The sequence below is a fragment of the Nocardia sp. XZ_19_385 genome, from assembly GCF_015355755.1.
In the GTDB taxonomy this organism is placed as follows: Bacteria; Actinomycetota; Actinomycetes; order Mycobacteriales; family Mycobacteriaceae; genus Nocardia.
This window is the reverse complement of sequence record NZ_JACVEE010000004.1, coordinates 204,637-220,605: the sequence shown is the minus strand read 5'-3', so window position 1 is coordinate 220,605 and position 15,969 is coordinate 204,637. Positions and strand designations below refer to the sequence as shown.

General features: G+C 67.7%; 14 protein-coding genes. 3 read left to right on the top strand and 11 right to left on the bottom strand.

What is annotated here, in order from left to right:
• Positions 1–33 precede the first annotated feature (33 nt).
• Positions 34–1,890, bottom strand: a complete 1,857-nt coding sequence (gene lepA, locus IBX22_RS29915; RefSeq protein WP_194819106.1) for a translation elongation factor 4 — start codon at positions 1,888–1,890, stop codon at positions 34–36.
• Between the two features lie 163 nt (positions 1,891–2,053).
• Here lepA and IBX22_RS29910 point away from each other — a divergent pair, with 163 nt between their 5' ends.
• Positions 2,054–2,566 (top strand): type II toxin-antitoxin system PemK/MazF family toxin, encoded by a 513-nt coding sequence (locus tag IBX22_RS29910; RefSeq protein ID WP_194819105.1) that lies wholly within the window; start codon positions 2,054–2,056, stop codon positions 2,564–2,566.
• 55 nt (positions 2,567–2,621) lie between these two features.
• Here the strand turns inward: IBX22_RS29910 and IBX22_RS29905 are convergent, their stop codons facing one another.
• A complete protein-coding gene (locus IBX22_RS29905; RefSeq protein WP_194819104.1) occupies positions 2,622–3,476 on the bottom strand; it encodes an aquaporin in 855 nt (284 codons plus the stop codon).
• 274 nt (positions 3,477–3,750) lie between these two features.
• On the opposite strand from IBX22_RS29905, the gene rpsT reads away from it, so the two are divergent.
• Together rpsT and IBX22_RS29895 are read left to right on the top strand one after the other, a co-directional pair.
• Positions 3,751–4,011, top strand: a complete 261-nt coding sequence (gene rpsT, locus IBX22_RS29900; RefSeq protein WP_194819103.1) for a 30S ribosomal protein S20 — start codon at positions 3,751–3,753, stop codon at positions 4,009–4,011.
• A gap of 152 nt (positions 4,012–4,163) precedes the next feature.
• Positions 4,164–4,418 (top strand): hypothetical protein, encoded by a 255-nt coding sequence (locus IBX22_RS29895; RefSeq protein WP_194819102.1) that lies wholly within the window; start codon positions 4,164–4,166, stop codon positions 4,416–4,418.
• Positions 4,419–4,500: 82 nt separating this feature from the next.
• On the opposite strand, the gene IBX22_RS29890 is transcribed toward IBX22_RS29895, so the two are convergent.
• The 9 genes from IBX22_RS29890 to IBX22_RS29850 form a co-directional block, all read right to left on the bottom strand.
• The gene (locus IBX22_RS29890; RefSeq protein WP_194819101.1) at positions 4,501–6,069 is read right to left on the bottom strand and encodes an LCP family protein; all 1,569 of its coding nucleotides are present in this window, start codon (positions 6,067–6,069) and stop codon (positions 4,501–4,503) included.
• A gap of 74 nt (positions 6,070–6,143) precedes the next feature.
• Positions 6,144–7,115: a DNA polymerase III subunit delta gene (gene holA, locus IBX22_RS29885; protein ID WP_194819100.1), complete on the bottom strand. Its 972-nt coding sequence runs from the start codon at positions 7,113–7,115 to the stop codon at positions 6,144–6,146.
• Positions 7,116–7,215: 100 nt separating this feature from the next.
• Positions 7,216–7,623 (bottom strand): PIN domain-containing protein, encoded by a 408-nt coding sequence (locus tag IBX22_RS29880; RefSeq protein WP_339402198.1) that lies wholly within the window; start codon positions 7,621–7,623, stop codon positions 7,216–7,218.
• 41 nt (positions 7,624–7,664) lie between these two features.
• Positions 7,665–8,099, bottom strand: coding sequence for a hypothetical protein (locus IBX22_RS29875; protein ID WP_194819098.1), 435 nt, complete (start codon positions 8,097–8,099; stop codon positions 7,665–7,667).
• Positions 8,100–8,158: 59 nt separating this feature from the next.
• Entirely contained in the window at positions 8,159–10,333 is a 2,175-nt protein-coding gene (locus tag IBX22_RS29870) for a ComEC/Rec2 family competence protein (protein WP_194819097.1), read from the bottom strand.
• Positions 10,334–11,593: 1,260 nt separating this feature from the next.
• On the bottom strand, positions 11,594–13,180 hold the full coding sequence (locus tag IBX22_RS37670) for a ComEA family DNA-binding protein (RefSeq protein ID WP_228539755.1): 1,587 nt from the start codon (positions 13,178–13,180) through the stop codon (positions 11,594–11,596).
• A gap of 157 nt (positions 13,181–13,337) precedes the next feature.
• The gene (gene lexA / locus IBX22_RS29860) at positions 13,338–13,991 is read right to left on the bottom strand and encodes a transcriptional repressor LexA (RefSeq protein ID WP_194819096.1); all 654 of its coding nucleotides are present in this window, start codon (positions 13,989–13,991) and stop codon (positions 13,338–13,340) included.
• A 129-nt stretch (positions 13,992–14,120) separates the two neighbouring features.
• A complete protein-coding gene (locus IBX22_RS29855) occupies positions 14,121–15,074 on the bottom strand; it encodes a carbon-nitrogen hydrolase family protein (protein ID WP_194819095.1) in 954 nt (317 codons plus the stop codon).
• 49 nt (positions 15,075–15,123) lie between these two features.
• On the bottom strand, positions 15,124–15,966 hold the full coding sequence (locus tag IBX22_RS29850) for a DegV family protein (RefSeq protein ID WP_194819094.1): 843 nt from the start codon (positions 15,964–15,966) through the stop codon (positions 15,124–15,126).
• Positions 15,967–15,969: the final 3 nt, after the last annotated feature.

Genomic DNA, 15,969 nt, shown 5'->3' with positions numbered 1-15,969 from the left:
GGCCGGCTCCGCCAACCTGCCATCCCCCGGGGGCTACTTCTTCGGCTTGTCCGAAGCGGCGTCGGAGGACAGCGCGGCCACGAAAGCTTCCTGCGGCACCTCGACCCGGCCGATGGTCTTCATCCGCTTCTTGCCTTCCTTCTGCTTCTCCAGCAGCTTGCGCTTACGGCTGATGTCACCGCCGTAGCACTTGGCGAGCACGTCCTTGCGGATGGCGCGGATGTTCTCGCGGGCAATGATCTTCGAGCCGATGGCGGCCTGGATCGGCACCTCGAACTGCTGGCGCGGGATGAGCTCGCGCAGCTTGGTGGTCATCTTGTTGCCGTAAGGCTGTGCGGCGTCCTTGTGCACGATGGCACTGAACGCGTCCACGGCCTCACCCTGCAGCAGGATGTCCACCTTCACCAGTGCCGAAGCCTGCTCGCCGGACTCTTCGTAATCGAGACTGGCGTAGCCGCGGGTCCGCGACTTCAGCGAGTCGAAGAAGTCGAAGATGATCTCCGCCATCGGGAGCATGTAGCGCATCTCGACGCGGGTCTCGGACAGGTAGTCCATGCCGAGCAGCTCGCCGCGGCGGGACTGGCACAGCTCCATGATGGTGCCGATGAACTCGCTCGGCGCGATGACGGTGCACTTGGTGATCGGCTCGAAAGCCTGGCGCACCTTGCCTTCCGGCCAGTACGAGGGATTGGTGACGACGTGTTCGCTGCCGTCTTCCATCTCCACGCGGTAGATCACGTTGGGCGCGGTGGAGATCAAGTCCAGGCCGAACTCGCGTTCCAGGCGCTCGCGGGTGATCTCCATGTGCAGCAGACCCAGGAAGCCACAGCGGAATCCGAAACCGAGCGCCACCGAGGTCTCCGGGACGTAGGTCAGCGCGGCGTCGTTGAGCTGCAGCTTGTCCAGTGCGTCACGCAGATTCGGGTAATCCGAGCCGTCCACCGGGTAGAGACCCGAGTAGACCATCGGCCGTGGTTCGCGGTAGCCCGTGAGCGCTTGGGTAGCGCCGTCGCGGGCACTGGTGATGGTGTCACCGACCTTGGACTGACGGACGTCCTTCACCCCGGTGATGATGTAGCCGACCTCGCCGACGCCCAGACCCTGCGTGGCCTTGGGTTCGGGCGAGACGATGCCGATCTCGAGCAGTTCGTGGGTCGCGCCGGTCGACATCATCTTGATCTTCTGGCGCGGCGTCAGCTTGCCGTCCACCACACGCACGTAGGTGACGACCCCGCGGTAGGTGTCGTAGACCGAGTCGAAGATCATGGCGCGCGGGGGCGCGTCATCCGCGCCGACCGGCGGCGGAACCAGCCGGACCGCTTCGTCGAGCAGAGCGGCCACGCCGACGCCGGTCTTTCCGGAGACCCGCAGCACGTCCTCGGGCTCACAACCCACGATGTGGGCGATCTCGGCGGCGTAGCGGTCCGGGTCGGCGGCCGGCAGGTCGATCTTGTTCAGGACCGGAATGATCGTCAGTTCCTTGTCCATCGCCAGATAGAGATTGGCGAGGGTCTGCGCCTCGATACCCTGCGCGGCGTCGACCAGCAGGATCGCGCCTTCACAGGCCTCCAGCGCACGCGAGACCTCATAGGTGAAGTCCACGTGGCCGGGGGTATCGATGAGGTGCAGCACGTATTCGGTGTCGCCGACCTTCCATGGAAGCCGCACGTTCTGCGCCTTGATGGTGATGCCGCGCTCGCGCTCGATATCCATCCGGTCCAGGTACTGGGCGCGCATCGCCCGCTCCTCGACCACACCGGTGAGCTGCAGCATCCGATCCGCCAGCGTCGACTTGCCATGGTCGATATGGGCGATGATGCAGAAGTTCCGGATCCGGGCGGGATCGGTGAACGTTGTGTCGGCGAAGCTGGCGGGCACTCCACTCCTCATGGGTATCGGCAAACTAGCCCCTATCGTCCCATGAGCACGCGGCACCGAATGCCACTGGTGCGCCGTAGGACGCCGCCGCTGGTCAGTACGGTCGGCAATCTCGCGCCCGCGCAAGGCATTCGGCGCGGATGAGAAGATCGCGGGCCGCCGTTACCATCCAAGAATGGCCCGAACTTGGAACACGATCGGCAAGCAGCTCGGCATCATCGCCAAAGCGCAGGGCCCGAAGATCGGCAAGAAGAGAGGGCGCAACGCCCCCGCCGTCACGGTCCGGCCGGCCGCGGCGCCGCCCGTGCCGACCGCGCAGCGCGCCCGGCAGGTCGTCTACTGCCCGCACCTGGACGGCCGGGCCGATCCCGGTGAGATCGTGTGGACCTGGGTCCCCTACGAGGAGGACCCGAACAACGGCAAGGACCGGCCGGTGCTCGTCGTCGGGCGGGATCGCGAGACCCTGCTCGGACTGATGCTGTCGTCGAATCCCGAACGCGACGACGACCACAATTGGGTCGGCATCGGCAGCGGCAGCTGGGATCACGAGGGTCGGCCCAGCTGGGTCCGGTTGGACCGGGTGCTGGATGTGCCGGAGGCCGGTATCCGCCGCGAAGGCGCGATCGTGCCGCGCAAGAGTTTCGATCTGGTCGCGCACCGGCTCGTCATCGAATATCACTGGAGCTGACACGAATCGACCCCGGTCCGGTGCAGCACCGGACCGGGGTCGATCGCTTCGTGTATCAGGCGGCCAGGGTCTCGCGGGTGCCGCGGCCGAAGATCATCGCGTACACCAGCGCACCGAGCACGCCGCCGATCAGCGGAAATATGATGAACGCCCAGACCTGACCGGGGGCCCCGTCTTGGTACCAAGCGACCGCGAGGCTGCGGGCCGGGTTGACCGAGGTGTTGTCCACCGGGATCGAGATCAGGTGGATGACGGCCAGGGTGACGCCGATGGACAGGCCGGCCAGCGGTGCGTCGGAGATCTGGTCGGTGGAGGCCAGCACCACGAAGACCAGCAGCGCGGTCAGCATCACCTCGATGATGATCATCGACGCCATGCCGTAGCCGTTCTGGATGACGACCTGCCCGAGCGGGCCGGTTTCGGCCGACGGGCTGTGCGCGCCCCAGCCGTTGGCCCCGAGGCCGTTCACGGCGCGGTCGTAGGAGGGCAGGTTCTTCGCGAGCGCGAAGAGCACCAGACCGGATAGCAGACCGCCGATCACCTGGGAGATCCAATACCCGATCGCGTTGCCGGTGGAGATCCGGCCCATCAGCAGCTGCCCCAGCGTCACCGCCGGATTGACGTGGCAGCCCGAGATCGGACCGATCGCGTAGACCAGGAACATCAGCGTGAGACCGAAGGCGAGCGCCACCCCCAGCGCGCCGACCCGCTCCCCCGCCAGCACCGCGGTGCCGACGCCGCCCATCACCAGGATGAACGTCCCGAGCGCCTCGGCCGCGAACTTCTTGCCCACCGGCACCGGGAGGCCCTCCGGGACCTGGGGATAAGCGCCCGGGGGGATATTCCCGGCTGGTACCGCTCTGGATTCGACGACCTCTTCGACTACAACTTCCCGCTCCGCGTCAGACATCTGCCACCTTCCGCCGTTCATAGTCACTGGGGACGAGATACCGCTGGAAAATCACGCCTACGGCCGCGCCGAGACGCGGGACGTCTGCGCTGAAGATACCGCTCATAAGGGACAATTCCGGGGAGGTCGAGCACCGATTTCGTGCCCTGCGGGGTGGCTGGTACCCTTGATCTTCGGCGTTGCGTTACCGGAAAACTCCGGGTGTGTCGCACGCGTACGACTTGTTCTAAAGACTCTGTACAGACCCCCAGCGAAGGAACACGAGGAAACAGGCGTGGCCAACATCAAGTCCCAGATGAAGCGGATCCGTACCAACGAAGCCGCTCGCAAGCGCAACCAGTCGGTCAAGTCCGCGCTGCGCACCGCGATCCGCAGCTTCCGCGAGGCTGCCGCCTCCGGCGACAAGGACGCTGCCGCCGTGCGTCTGCAGGCTGCCAGCAAGAAGCTGGACAAGGCCGCCTCGAAGGGTGTCATCCACGCCAACCAGGCTGCCAACAAGAAGTCTGCCCTCGCGCTGGCGCTGAACAAGATCTGATTTCCGGTAGCGGATTCCGCTACCACCCATGCAGTTGACGCAGCCGCCGTGGCTTTGATGACCACGGCGGCTTTTGTCGTGCCCGCTCCTGGATCGGTTCAGTTCACCCGGTAGTTGCCAGGTTGTCGGTGGGGGCGGTTACGATTCCGCGCATGGTTACCGTGTACGCGAATCAGACTGTGGTCAGGGCCGAGGATCTGCCGGATGTGATTCGGGCGGCCGAGGTGCTAGGGATCGGGATCAAGATCGAGAACGTGCTGGTTCCGGACGAGGACGGCGCCCAATCGCTGGAGTGGATCGTCACCAGAGAAGAGGACGTCCCGGCCTATGAGGAATGGGACGGCCGCTACGAGGAGTCCGATGAGGACGAGGAAGAGCCGGCCTTCGCAGCTGCCGCCGGCGAATAACTCCCCTGGTCGGACTTGCCGGGCGGGCCTGAACCCGCCCGGCCGAATCCGCCGCCGGGGAGCGGCGCGGCCACGGGGGAAGCTAGTTCACGCAGGGGATGGAGTCGCCGGCGATCGTGGTGTCTACCGGTTTGCCGACATCCGGAGTTCCGGCCGCAGCGGTCGGGTCCGGTGTATCCGGGGTGGACGTCAGGTCGGCGGGCAGGGTGAAATCGCTGCCCAGAACCACCTTCAGATGACCGTCTGCGAGCGAGGCGGACTCCGCGATCGGTAGGCCGAGGGTCGCAGCCAGACGCTGGGCGTCGGCTTCGCCGCCCGGGGCGTAATAGATGGTGGACGTCGCGGTCAGGGTGGTGCCGTTGCCGACAGTCCCCTTCGTGTAGCCGTGGGCGCTCAAGGCCGTGGCCAGGGTTCCCGCCATGCCGTCGGCAGCGCCCGAGTTGGCGATGTCGACGGTGCCGGTCGGGGCGGTCTGCGGGGCCGCGGCGGTATTGCTGAACGCGGCGGCGACCTCGCGACGGATCGCGGCCGGGTCGACGATGTTCACTTCCTGGCCGTTCACCTCGTCGTAGCGCAGGATCGGGAGGGTCCGGAATTCGACGGCCGGGCTGCCGGCGGTGCCGAGGGTGCGCAGGAAGTCGGTGACGTTCCAGCCCTGGGAGAGCACCACGTCGCGGTGCGCGGCATCCATCAGGGCCGACAGCTTGCCGACATCGGTGAAGGTGCCGGACTTGCGCAGGTCCAGGGCGACCGAGGTCAGGAAGGCCTGCTGACGATGGGTGCGGTCGAGGTCGCCGTTCTCCAGGCCGTGCCGCTGGCGGACGAAGGCCAGCGACTGCTCCGGATTCAGGCGCTGACGGCCCGCCGGGAAGTTGGCGCCGGAGAATTCGAGATCCTGCACCGGGTTCTTCAAGCAGACCTCGACGCCGCCGAGCGCGTGCGACAGATCGTAGAAACCGGCCAGGCTCACCTCGGCGAACCGGTCGATCGGGACGCCGGTCAGGTCGCGCACGGCACTGACAACGGAGGCTCGGCCCGCTTCGCGGCCCGCGAACTCCAGGGCCTTCTGGTCGGTCATGCCCTGAGCCACCAGTTGATCCTGCACCGCGGCCTTTTTCAGGCCGTAGGCTTCCTTGATCTTGACCATGGGGTAGCCGGGGATGCCTGACACCTTGACGTAGTCGTCGCGGGGAATGGACACCGCGGTGATCTTCTTCATGTCGGCGGGGATGTGCACCAGGATCAGGGTGTTGGCGTTGTAGCCGCCCTCTTGACCGTCGCCGGCGTGCAGCTTGTCCAGTATCTGCTTCGGGAGGTCGTTGCCGTCCAGATCCTTGCGGGTGTCCAAGCCGATCAGCAGGATGTTCAGGTCGCCGCCGAGGGAGCGGGGGCCGTCGCCGATGGCGTCGGTGCGGCCGAAGCCGTTGTCGAAGCTGCTCTCGGTGGCCCAGCCGACGGCGGTGCCCGCGAGCACGACCGCCGACAGGACGCCCGCCAGCGCTCTCATCGCGATGCGGCCGCGGCGGCGGGGCTGCGAGCTCCGGTGCGCGCCGTGCGGGCGGCGGGCTTCGCGGGTAGAACGGCGCCGAGCGTGCCGTTTGCCGGCACGCTCGGAGTAATCGAATTCGGATCCAGGTCTGTATTCGTCCATAGCCACCATCCACATTGCCCGATAGCTGGACAGTTGCCCACGTGATGGTGGTCTCCTGCGGAGGTTTCCGCAGGTCAGCCTGCGGCGTACAGATCCAGGATGCGGGTGAGCGCGTGCTCCAAGGCGTAGCTCGAATCCGCGGCGCCGCCCTTGACGTCGGCGTTGAGGGTGGCGACGACCTGCAGGGCGGAACCGATGGTGGCGGGCGTCCAATTGCGGGCCTGTGCTTGAGCCTTCTTCACCTTCCACGGCGGCATACCCAGCGACTGCGCCAGCTTGAACGGGTCGCCGCGGCCCGCCGAACCCACCCGCGCGATGGTGTGCACCGAGTCGGCGAGCGCGTCGGCCAGCAGGACATGCGGGACGCCGCGGTCGTTGGCCCAGCGCAGCGCTTCCATCGCGGCCGGGCGGTCGCCTGCCACCGCGAGTTCGGCGACGTCGAAACCGGAGATCTCGGCCTTGCCGGAGTAGTAGCGGCGCACGGCGGCGACATCGATCTTGCCGCCGGTGTCGGCGGCCAGCTGCGAACAGGCGGCGGCCAATTCCCGCAGCTCCGAGCCGACGGCCTCGATCATCACCTGCACGACCTCGCCGGACACCCGGACACCGGCCGCACGGAACTCGGCGCGCACGAACTCGACCCGTTCGGCGCCCTTGGACAACTTGGCGCAGTGATGCACCACGGCGCCCGCCTTCTGCAGCGCGGGCGCGAGGGCCTTGGCGCGGCCGCCGCCGGAGTGCAGCACCACCAGGACCACACCCTCCGGCGGGTCGGTGGCCGCCTCGGTGATCACCGCGACCGCGTCCTTGCCCGCCTCGGCGGCGGACTCCAGGACGATTATCCGATCCTCGGAGAACAGCGAAGGACTCAGCAGTTCGGCCAGTTCCGCGGTGCTCGCATCGCCGGCGCGCAACCGATCCACCGGGATCGCATCGGGATCCGGTGCGACGGCGCGCACTTGGCGGGTGATCTCGGCGATGGCGCGCTCGATGAGCAACTCCTCGTCGCCGAGGACCAACTGGAGGGACGCGGGGCGCTCACTCACCGGCGGACCGCCTGACGGGCCGGAGTGTTTTGCTCGATCGCTCGCTGCGCTGGCTCACGACGGAGATCCTACGGTCCCGCACCGACACTCCGTTCACGTCTCACAATGTGCCCTTCGGAGCTACCCACTCGTGGTCGAATTCCGGGACGACCGTCTTGATGTGCTCGAAGTCGGTGTCGTAGTGGACGACGGTGACGTGGTGCTGGACCGCTATGGCGGCAATGACCACATCTACGCATCCGGCTGCCCGGGTCTTGCCGCTGTGCCAGAGCCGATGCTGGATGTCGATAGCGAACAGATGGGTCAGGCCGGTGTGATGCAGAACTGGATGCCGCGCGAACTCGGCGTAGTCCTGGTCCCACTGCCTCGGGCTAGGTGCGGTGAACAACAACTCGAGCAGATGGACGGTGGTGAACACGACCGCCGACTTCGAGTTCAGGTACCGGCTGAGAACTTCCCGTTTGTCCAGCTGCCCCGTGTTCATTCGCGACCAGGCGCTGCAGTCCAGCAGGAACCTTCGCCGCCGCTCCTGGCGTGTACCAGGCGCTGTCAGCCGCGCGCTCGTGCGCGAAAGTCTGGATCCAGCAACAACTTCAGATTGGGATTCTCCATGATCCGCAGCATGGATTCTCGTTGTCTGTGCTGCAGCAGGGCGTCCCTCGTCAGATCCAGGAGCATCTGCTCCTCGTCCGGATAGCCGAGTTCGCGCCGGGCCTCCTCGAGAAACCCCTCCGGAGCCGACACCGCGGTCTCTTTCCAATCTCCGGGCAGGTAGTACCAATCCGGATATTGGATCGGGGGCGGAGTGCCCCAGCGCCGCGAGTCCGGCTCCGGCTGGTCCTGTGGGTTCTGGCGTACGTCCGTCAAGTCCTGCCGCACCAGTTCCAGCAGCATTTCTTGCTGGGTGGCGTAACCCAGCTCCTGCTTGGCCTCCTTCAGGAATCCAACGGGAGCATGAAATTTGGTTCTCTGCATCCTCGCCATGGGCACGCTCCTCATTAATAGCGAACTCCTCTCACGATCATAGGTCGATTCGGGTGGGTCTATCCGCTGGATTTCGAGCGACGGGTGGTGATCATCCGGAGCTGGTTGCCCGCGCCCGCGACGACGATGTCGCCGTGCTGATCGGTGCGGGCGATGGTGGTACCCAATGCCGATAGCTCGGACAGGATCGCTGGGTGCGGGTGGCCGAAGGTGTTGCGCGCACCGGCGCTGACGATGGCGAGTCTGGGATGCACAGCGGTGAGGAATTCCATTGTGGTGGTGCGGGATCCGTGATGCGGGACCTTGAGGATGTCGGCGCGCAGAGACGCACCTGAGGTGACGAGGCGGTGCTGGGCCGGCGCTTCGATATCGCCGGTGAGTAGGATGCGGCCGACCGGAGTGGTCGCGGCGAGCACCACCGAGCGGTCGTTGGCCTCGTCTTGGTCGAGTTCCGGTGGGCGAGTCGATGCGGCTGGGGCGAGAACCTCCAATTCGATGGCGCCGAAGCGCATCACCTGCCCGGCAACGAGATCGACCGTCGGGATCCCTGCTCGTCGGGATATCTCGGCTACCGCCGCTGGGGTGGTGACCGGTCCGCGCTGATGTGAGTTCACCCCGCCCGCTGACAGATTCGTTCGATCCTGGCTCGGATCGGAGGTTCCGGCTCCCTGGGTCGGTTTCTCACCGTGGGCCCACGGTTTCTCACCGTGGGCCCAACTATCCGGCGTTCCGGCGCTGCAACGCCGCATCGGTTCCACCCCACGATCCGGGCTTGGATCACTGCCGCCTGCCCGCTGCCCTCCTTCTGCACCACCGCAGTCGAATTCGGCTGAGTGGCGACGCGAATCGGACAACTCATGCGGGGCGACGGCAATTGCGGCCACCGTGCGTCCGTGCAGTGCGCCGGTCAGTCCGCCGATGTGGTCGGCGTGGGGATGCGTCAGCACCAGCAGTTCAATTCTGTTGATACGCAGCCGATCCAGGCACGCTCGGATCGGACGTGGGTCGGGGCCCGCATCGATGACGACCGCGCTGCGGTTGCCGAGGGATAGTGCCAGCCCGTCTCCTTGGCCGACGTCGCAGGCAGCGAACACCCAGTCTTCCGGCGGCCAGCCGGGGTGCCAGATCCGGACCGGTATGAGGACCGTGGCCGTTCCGATCAGTACCACCACCGTGATCCGGCGCAGCATGGCAGAGCGCAACGCCCACACCGCGATTGCGACCAGTACCGCGGCGACAACACCGCCGACGACTCCACCCGGTACCGCGACCGTCGCCCCGGGAAGGCTCGCCGCCCGTTCGGCCACCGAAAGCAGCCACCACACCGGTGGCGCGGCACAACGCAACAACAGTTCCGCGGGCGGCGCCCAGATACACGACAGCACCGCGGCCGCCGCCCCGAGCACGGTGATCGGCGCGATCACCGGCGCGACAAGCACATTCGCGAGCACCGCCAACACGCTGACCCGCCCGGTCAGCGCAACCATGATCGGCACGGTGACCACGAACGCACCCGCTGACACCGCGACAACCTCGGCCGGGAGCCGCCACCACCCCCGCGCTTGCAACCAATCGGCCCAGCTGGGCGCCAGCAAGATCAAACCGGCGGTGGCCAGCACCGACAACGCGAAACCGGCCCGCACCGCCAACTCGGGCCACAGCGCCAGCAGCCCGATGACAGCCGCACAGAGCGCGGGCAGCGCTTGCTTTCGCCGACCGGTAACCAAGGCCAACAGCGTGACCGCCCCCATAGCCGCGGCCCGCAGCACACTCGGATCCGGCCGGGCAACGACGACGAACATGGCCAGCGCACCCGCCGCGACCGTCGCCGCGACCCGCGGCCCCAATGTCAGCATCCGCACCAGGAACAGCACAACCGCCATCAGGATCGAAAAATTCGCACCACTGACCACGCAAAGGTGTTGCAGCCCCGCGATTTCGAAGTCCTCCCGCACCGGATCCGGCAATCGCGAGGTGTCTCCGAGCACAAGCGCTGGCACCAGCCCAGCCGCGTCGACCGGCAATGCCTCCCCCGCGGCAGCCGCGAAATCGCCCCGCACCGAAGCGGCTGCCCGCTGCCACCACGGCAGCGGGCCAACCGTTTTCGGTGGACCCAGCGCCCGCAGCGACACCACGGTGAGATCCCGATGTCGCGGCGACTCCACCCGCGCACGCACCTGCACCGGCTGCCCGGGTAGCACCCGCCCCCACTCGTGCCCGGGCGCCAAAATCACCACAGATCCCCCGCCCCGCACCGTCACCCCCGCCCGCTGAAACTCCACCAACCGCGCCCGCACCAGCCACCGCCGCTCCCCACCGAACCCACTCGCACGCAACGGTTTCGGATCATCACTCGGCGTAACAACCACCAACACCGACGCCCCAATCGCAGCCCGCAACGAATGCCCCGCCACCCGCTCCTCCCGCCACGCCCCCGCAACCGCAAACCCCGCCCCCAGCAAAACCGCCGCCAACGCCACCACCGCAACCGCCCGCCACCGCTCCCGACGATGCGCCACCGCCCACAACAACAACCCCCACAACCCGATAGCCACCACCACCAGCCCCCCAGCCACCACCAACCCCACCACCCACCCAGCCGTCAACGCGACAATCGTTGCGCCCCAGCAACACAGCGCCGCAGGCAACAACCGCGCATCCAACACCGCAGCCGCCGACCCCTCAGCCTCACCATCCAACTCCCGCTCAGCCACACCATCGCGCACCGTCATCCGGCCACCACCCGCCCGCACTCCCCAGCCGACCAGCCCGCCGTCAAACCGACAGTCGTTGCGCCAGGCCGACAACGACCTCGCCCTATACAGTCCCCGGAAACACAGCGCCGCAGACAGCAACCGCGCAACCGACACCGCACCCGCCAACCCTCGGCCGCGTCCTCCCGGTCCCGATAGGCCGCACCACCGCGCACCGTCATCCGGCCACCGCCTGCACGGCCCAGCCGACCAGCCAGTGGCAATAGCCGCAGTCGCTGCGCCCAGCGACACCGCGCCGCGAGCGGCCGCGCATCCAGCTCCGCAGTCGTGGACCCCTCGGCCACGACATCCAGCTCCCGCTCAGCCACAACATCGCGCACGTCATCCGGCCACCGCCCGCACGCACGCCGCCAGCCGTCGAAGCGACAATCGTTGTGCCCCAGCAACACAGTGCCGCGGACACTGGCCGCGCATCCAACAGCGCAGTCGCCGAGTCGTCAGCCTCGATGCCCGCGACCCGAACGGAAACGCGATCACGCACCGTCGGCCGATCTAGACCCGCACACACGTCTCGACTGGCAAACCAGCCGTCAAAGCGACAGTTGTGGCGACTTGAGCGATGCACCGCCGTGGAAAGCAACCGTGCGGCCGACACCAAAGTCGCCGAAGCCTGCCGAATATCGTTCGATAGCAAACCAGCTACCCCGGAACCAGTGCACGATCCTGAACTCTCTTGCTCACCTCGGGATTGAGCCCGGTCGCGGCTTTCGTGCGCTTGGCTCATATTCGGACCAGGTCGCGGAGGCGGGTGAGGCGGGCTGGGCCGATGCCGTCTACTTCGCCGAGTTGGGTGATGTCGGTGAAGGGGCCGTTGGTGGTGCGCCAGGTGAGGATGGCGCGGGCGGTGATGGGACCTACGCCGGGGAGGGCGTCGAGGTCGGATTCGGTGGCGGTGTTGAGGTTGAGGCGGGTGGCCGGGGTTGGGGCGGCGGGAGGGGTGTGCGAGGTGGCGCCGCCGGCGCTGATTGTTCCGCTGCCCAGTTGGGGAGTTCCCGGGGTGAGGCCGGGGGTGGCGCCTACCAGGACTTGGTCGCCGTCGAGGAGGCGTTGGGCGAGGTTGAGGCCGGTCAGGTCGGCGGTGGGTGTCGGGGTGCCGGCGGCGGCCAGGGCGTCGGCTACGCGGGATCCGGCGGGGAGGCGGACCAGGCCAGGGGTGTGGACTTGGCCGACGACGCTTACAACGAGTTCGGTGGGGGCGGACGGGGCGGGGGCAGCGGTGTTCGATCGGGCCGCGTCTGGTGACATGGCGACGCCTGAGGGGTGTGCGGGGGTTGTGGTGCGGAGTGCGGCCAGGGGCGGGACCGGGTGGGCGACTGGGCGTTCGCGGAGCACGACTATCGCGGTGATGATGATTGTGAGGAGGCCGATGGCGGTGAGGGTCAGGACCCCACGGCGGCCTGGGTCCAGGCGGGCGCCGTGGAAGCGGGCCGGTACCAGGTGATCCCAGCGGCCTGGGCGCGGTTTCGGCTCGCGCAACCAACCCGGTGCGATGACCTCGCCGATGTGCTCGGCGGGTGCTGGGGGTTCGGGGTCGGCGGGCAGCTCATCGAGGTCCCAGAGGCCTGGGTCGTCGCCCATCTCATCGAGGCGCGCCGCATCGTCTCCGCCGGGTGAGTCAGCGATGTCGCGGCTCCGCGAGAAACTTTCGCGGCCGCGTGCTCCCGGCGCTGCCGTAGGGAACGCCGCTACGTGGCGGTCGCGCTGCCCCTTATGTTCGCTGCCGATGGTCGGCTCGCGGAACGCCGCCGCGTCGTGTCCGCCGGGTGAGTCGTCGATGGCAAGACGCCACGAAGAACCTTCGCGACCGTGTGGTCGCGGTGCTGCCGCAGGAAACGCGGCTTCGCGACCGCCCCGCTGCCCCCCGTGCTGACTGCCTGCGGTCGGCGCGCGGTGCGTCGCCGCGCCGTGCTCGCCGGGTGAGTCGTCGATGGCGCGGCGCTGCGCGGAGCTTTCGCGGCCACGTGCTCCCGGTGCTGCCGTGGGAAACGCGGCTTCGCGGCCTCGCTGGGCTTCGCCCTGACTGTCTGCAGGCGACTCGCTGACGATTCGCGGGGTCCAGGACGAATTGCGGACGGGCCCCGCGGGTTTCGTGCTGGTGACCGGTGGCGCGGCTGGGCGGACGTAGCGTTTGCCGCAGGAGGCGCCCCCGGTTGTCCGGAGTGTCCATGGCAGTTTGTGGTTGTCCGTGGGCTGGGTGGAGGTTCGGCCGGTGGTGATCGGGAGGCCGGCGGTTCGGCTGGCGTCGACTCGGGCGGTCAGCGCTCCCAGGCGGCGCCGGATTCGTTCGCGTTCGTCGTGTCGGGGCATGGGCGCGACGGTACGCAGGGAACGGTTGGCTGAGGCGGGGCCGACCTGGGGTTTCAGGAAGGCTGGGGATAACTGTGGAGCTGTGGACAACTACCCCGATGTGCGGGCTGCGCAACGGGATTCGCGGAACCGAATGCCCAGGTCGAGGCGCGTGTCGTCAGACGCGCCGCATCACCGAAACGACTTTTCCGAGCACCACTGCCTTGTCGCCGTCGATGACGTCGTAGGCGGGGTTGCGGGGCTCCAGGTAGACGTGGCCGTTGCGGCGGCGGTAGACCTTGACGGTGGCTTCGCCGTCGATCATGGCGGCGACGATTTGGCCCGAATGCGCTTCGTGCTGTTGGCGAATCACCACGATGTCGCCGTCGCAGATAGCGGCGTCGATCATGGAATCACCGCGAACGCGCAGGCCGAAGACGGTGCCGCGGCCGACCAGATCGCGGGGCAAGGTCAGGGTGTCGTCGGCGTGTTCCTCGGCGAGGATCGGGGTGCCCGCGGCGATGTCGCCGAGGACCGGCACCGACACCGAGTCCTCGGATTCGGACCGCGACGGGGCCGCCTGCAAGAACATCCGGACATCGATCGGACGCGACATAGTCGCGCTGCGACGCAGAAAACCCCGGTCTTCCAAGCTCTTCAGGTGCTTGGACACCGAGGACGCCGACCGCAGCCCGACCGCGTCGCCGATCTCGCGGGTGTTCGGCGCATACCCGTGCCGCTGCACCCAATCCCGGATGGTGGCGAGGATCTGGTGCTGGCGTGGCGGCAGCGTCGAAGTGTCGAGGTCGTCGAAGTGGTCGTATCCGGTCACCCGCGAATCCTAAAGGCCGCCGCCCAATTCCAACGCCAGCAACCCTCACGTCGGCCGCGTTCATTCGCCGAGCGGCACACCCTGGAGGGCCTACTCGCCCATTGCCGCAACGATGTGCCCCTCGGCGGGTCAGCGGTTGGCGGCGGCGTGGGCGGCCGGAGCGCGGCGGGTGTTGGTGGTGTAGGCGTGGTCGCCGAGGCGGGTGAAGACCTCGAAGACGCGACCGCCCGCCGCCGTAAGAAGGTCTGGTGTGCGCACCAGGTATCCGTCCGGTTGCGCGGTAGGCCTCCGCTTCCGGGTGGGGTCGATTTCGATCGTGCCGACCACTGCGGTTTCGCGATCTTCGGCGTACGCGAGCCGCTCGCCGCCGGCGGCGTGGACCGAGGAGAATCCCTCGCACCGCATCGGCAACCGCAGCAGCGGAACGAAGGACAACGGCGTCCAGTTCGTGCGCGTGGCCACCTTGTTCGAGAACACGACCGGGATGCCGAATTCCCGCGCGTAGAACTCGGCTACGGAATTGACCATTTCCCGGAACCACCCGGCCACCACAGGAACTCGCGGTGTCGGCGCGGAATGCGGCATCAACAGCAGGTCGGGGGATTCGTCGATCATGTGCCGGTAGAACTCGGCGGTCTGGTTGTCGTTGCAGATGCCGACGCCGATCCGTCCCAGCGGAGTCTCGATGACCTTCGGGTCGCTCGACGGCGCGAAATACCAGCCCTCACAGAACGGCAGCGACCCCTTGCGCACCCGGCCCATGAGTTCTCCGCCGGGCCCGAACAGCGTGAAGGTGTTGTAGAACTGGTCGCCGTCGGCTTCGAGGTAGCCCGCGCCGACGTAGATGTCGTGCTCGGATGCCAGTGCCGCCAACCATGTTTCGGTCGCGCCGCCGCGCGGCTCGGCGCTCTCCCAGATGATTTCGTCGTAGGTGTAGCCCGCCGCGAGGAATTCCGGGCACACCACGAGTTCGGCGCCGCGCTCCACCGCCAGCCGGACCAGCCGCCCCGCATTCTCGAGATTGCGCGCTACGGCGCCGTTCTCGCTGGTTGCCTGTATTGCCGCGACCTTGATCCCCGCCATACCTCGAAGCTAATCGATGTCCGAGCCGCAGGGAACGCGAAAGCGGTTGTCAGCCGCAGCCGCCGGGCACCACGAGCACGCCGACCGCACCCGCGCCGAGGTGCACGCCGAGCGCCGGCCCGAACTCGTTGATGATGAGTTCCCGGATGCCGGGCACGGTGTCCCGCAATTGCGCGGCAAGGGTTTCCGCGGCCTCGGGAGCTGCGAGGTGCTGCACCGCGACCGCCACGCCGTCGTCGCCCGCCGCGTCCACCGCCGCCGCAACGAGTTTCGCGTAGGCCTTGGAGCGGGTGCGGACCTTCTCCCGGAGCTCGAGTTTGCCACCGACGATCTGCAGCAGCGGCTTGGTGACGAGCTCGCTACCGAAAAACGCTGCCGCACTGCTCAACCGGCCACCACGGCGCAGCTGTTCGGTGCGATTCACGAGAATAAACGTCCGGGCGCGGCTGGAAGCGGCAACCGCGGTGTCGTAGACGACATCCAGTGCCGCACCGTCGCGTGCCCGTCGCGCGGCCGCGAGCACGGGCAACCCGGTCGCCAGGCCCGCGCCGAGCGAATCCACCAGATGAATCCGATCACCGGCATCCATATCGCGCACAGCTTGCCGACCGGCCTCCCAGGTTCCGGACAGCTGCCGCGAAATATGCACGGCCACAACACCGTCGCCGCCGCTGCGCGCCAGCGCCGCCTCGTACGCCTCGCGCATCTCCCCCGGTGAGGGTGCGGAGGTGGTGACCGTGTCTGCGCTGTAGTCGATGTCGATGGGATCGATGCCTTCCCGCACCGCCCGGTCACCGACGAGGACATGCAGCGGTACGACGGCGATGTCCAGCTCGGCGGTGAGTGCGGCAGGCAGGCTTGCGGACGAATCGGTGACGACCACGACGGCCACGGA

Bases quoted from the DNA above. Each gene is read 5' to 3' on its own strand.
- lepA (WP_194819106.1), bottom strand. From the start codon at position 1,890: ATGAGGAGTGGAGTGCCCGCCAGCTTCGCCGACACAACGTTCACCGAT.
- IBX22_RS29910 (WP_194819105.1), top strand. From the start codon at position 2,054: ATGGCCCGAACTTGGAACACGATCGGCAAGCAGCTCGGCATCATCGCC.
- IBX22_RS29905 (WP_194819104.1), bottom strand. From the start codon at position 3,476: ATGTCTGACGCGGAGCGGGAAGTTGTAGTCGAAGAGGTCGTCGAATCC.
- IBX22_RS29895 (WP_194819102.1), top strand. From the start codon at position 4,164: ATGGTTACCGTGTACGCGAATCAGACTGTGGTCAGGGCCGAGGATCTG.
- IBX22_RS29890 (WP_194819101.1), bottom strand. From the start codon at position 6,069: ATGGACGAATACAGACCTGGATCCGAATTCGATTACTCCGAGCGTGCC.
- IBX22_RS29875 (WP_194819098.1), bottom strand. From the start codon at position 8,099: ATGGCGAGGATGCAGAGAACCAAATTTCATGCTCCCGTTGGATTCCTG.
- IBX22_RS37670 (WP_228539755.1), bottom strand. From the start codon at position 13,180: ATGCCCCGACACGACGAACGCGAACGAATCCGGCGCCGCCTGGGAGCG.
- IBX22_RS29855 (WP_194819095.1), bottom strand. From the start codon at position 15,074: ATGGCGGGGATCAAGGTCGCGGCAATACAGGCAACCAGCGAGAACGGC.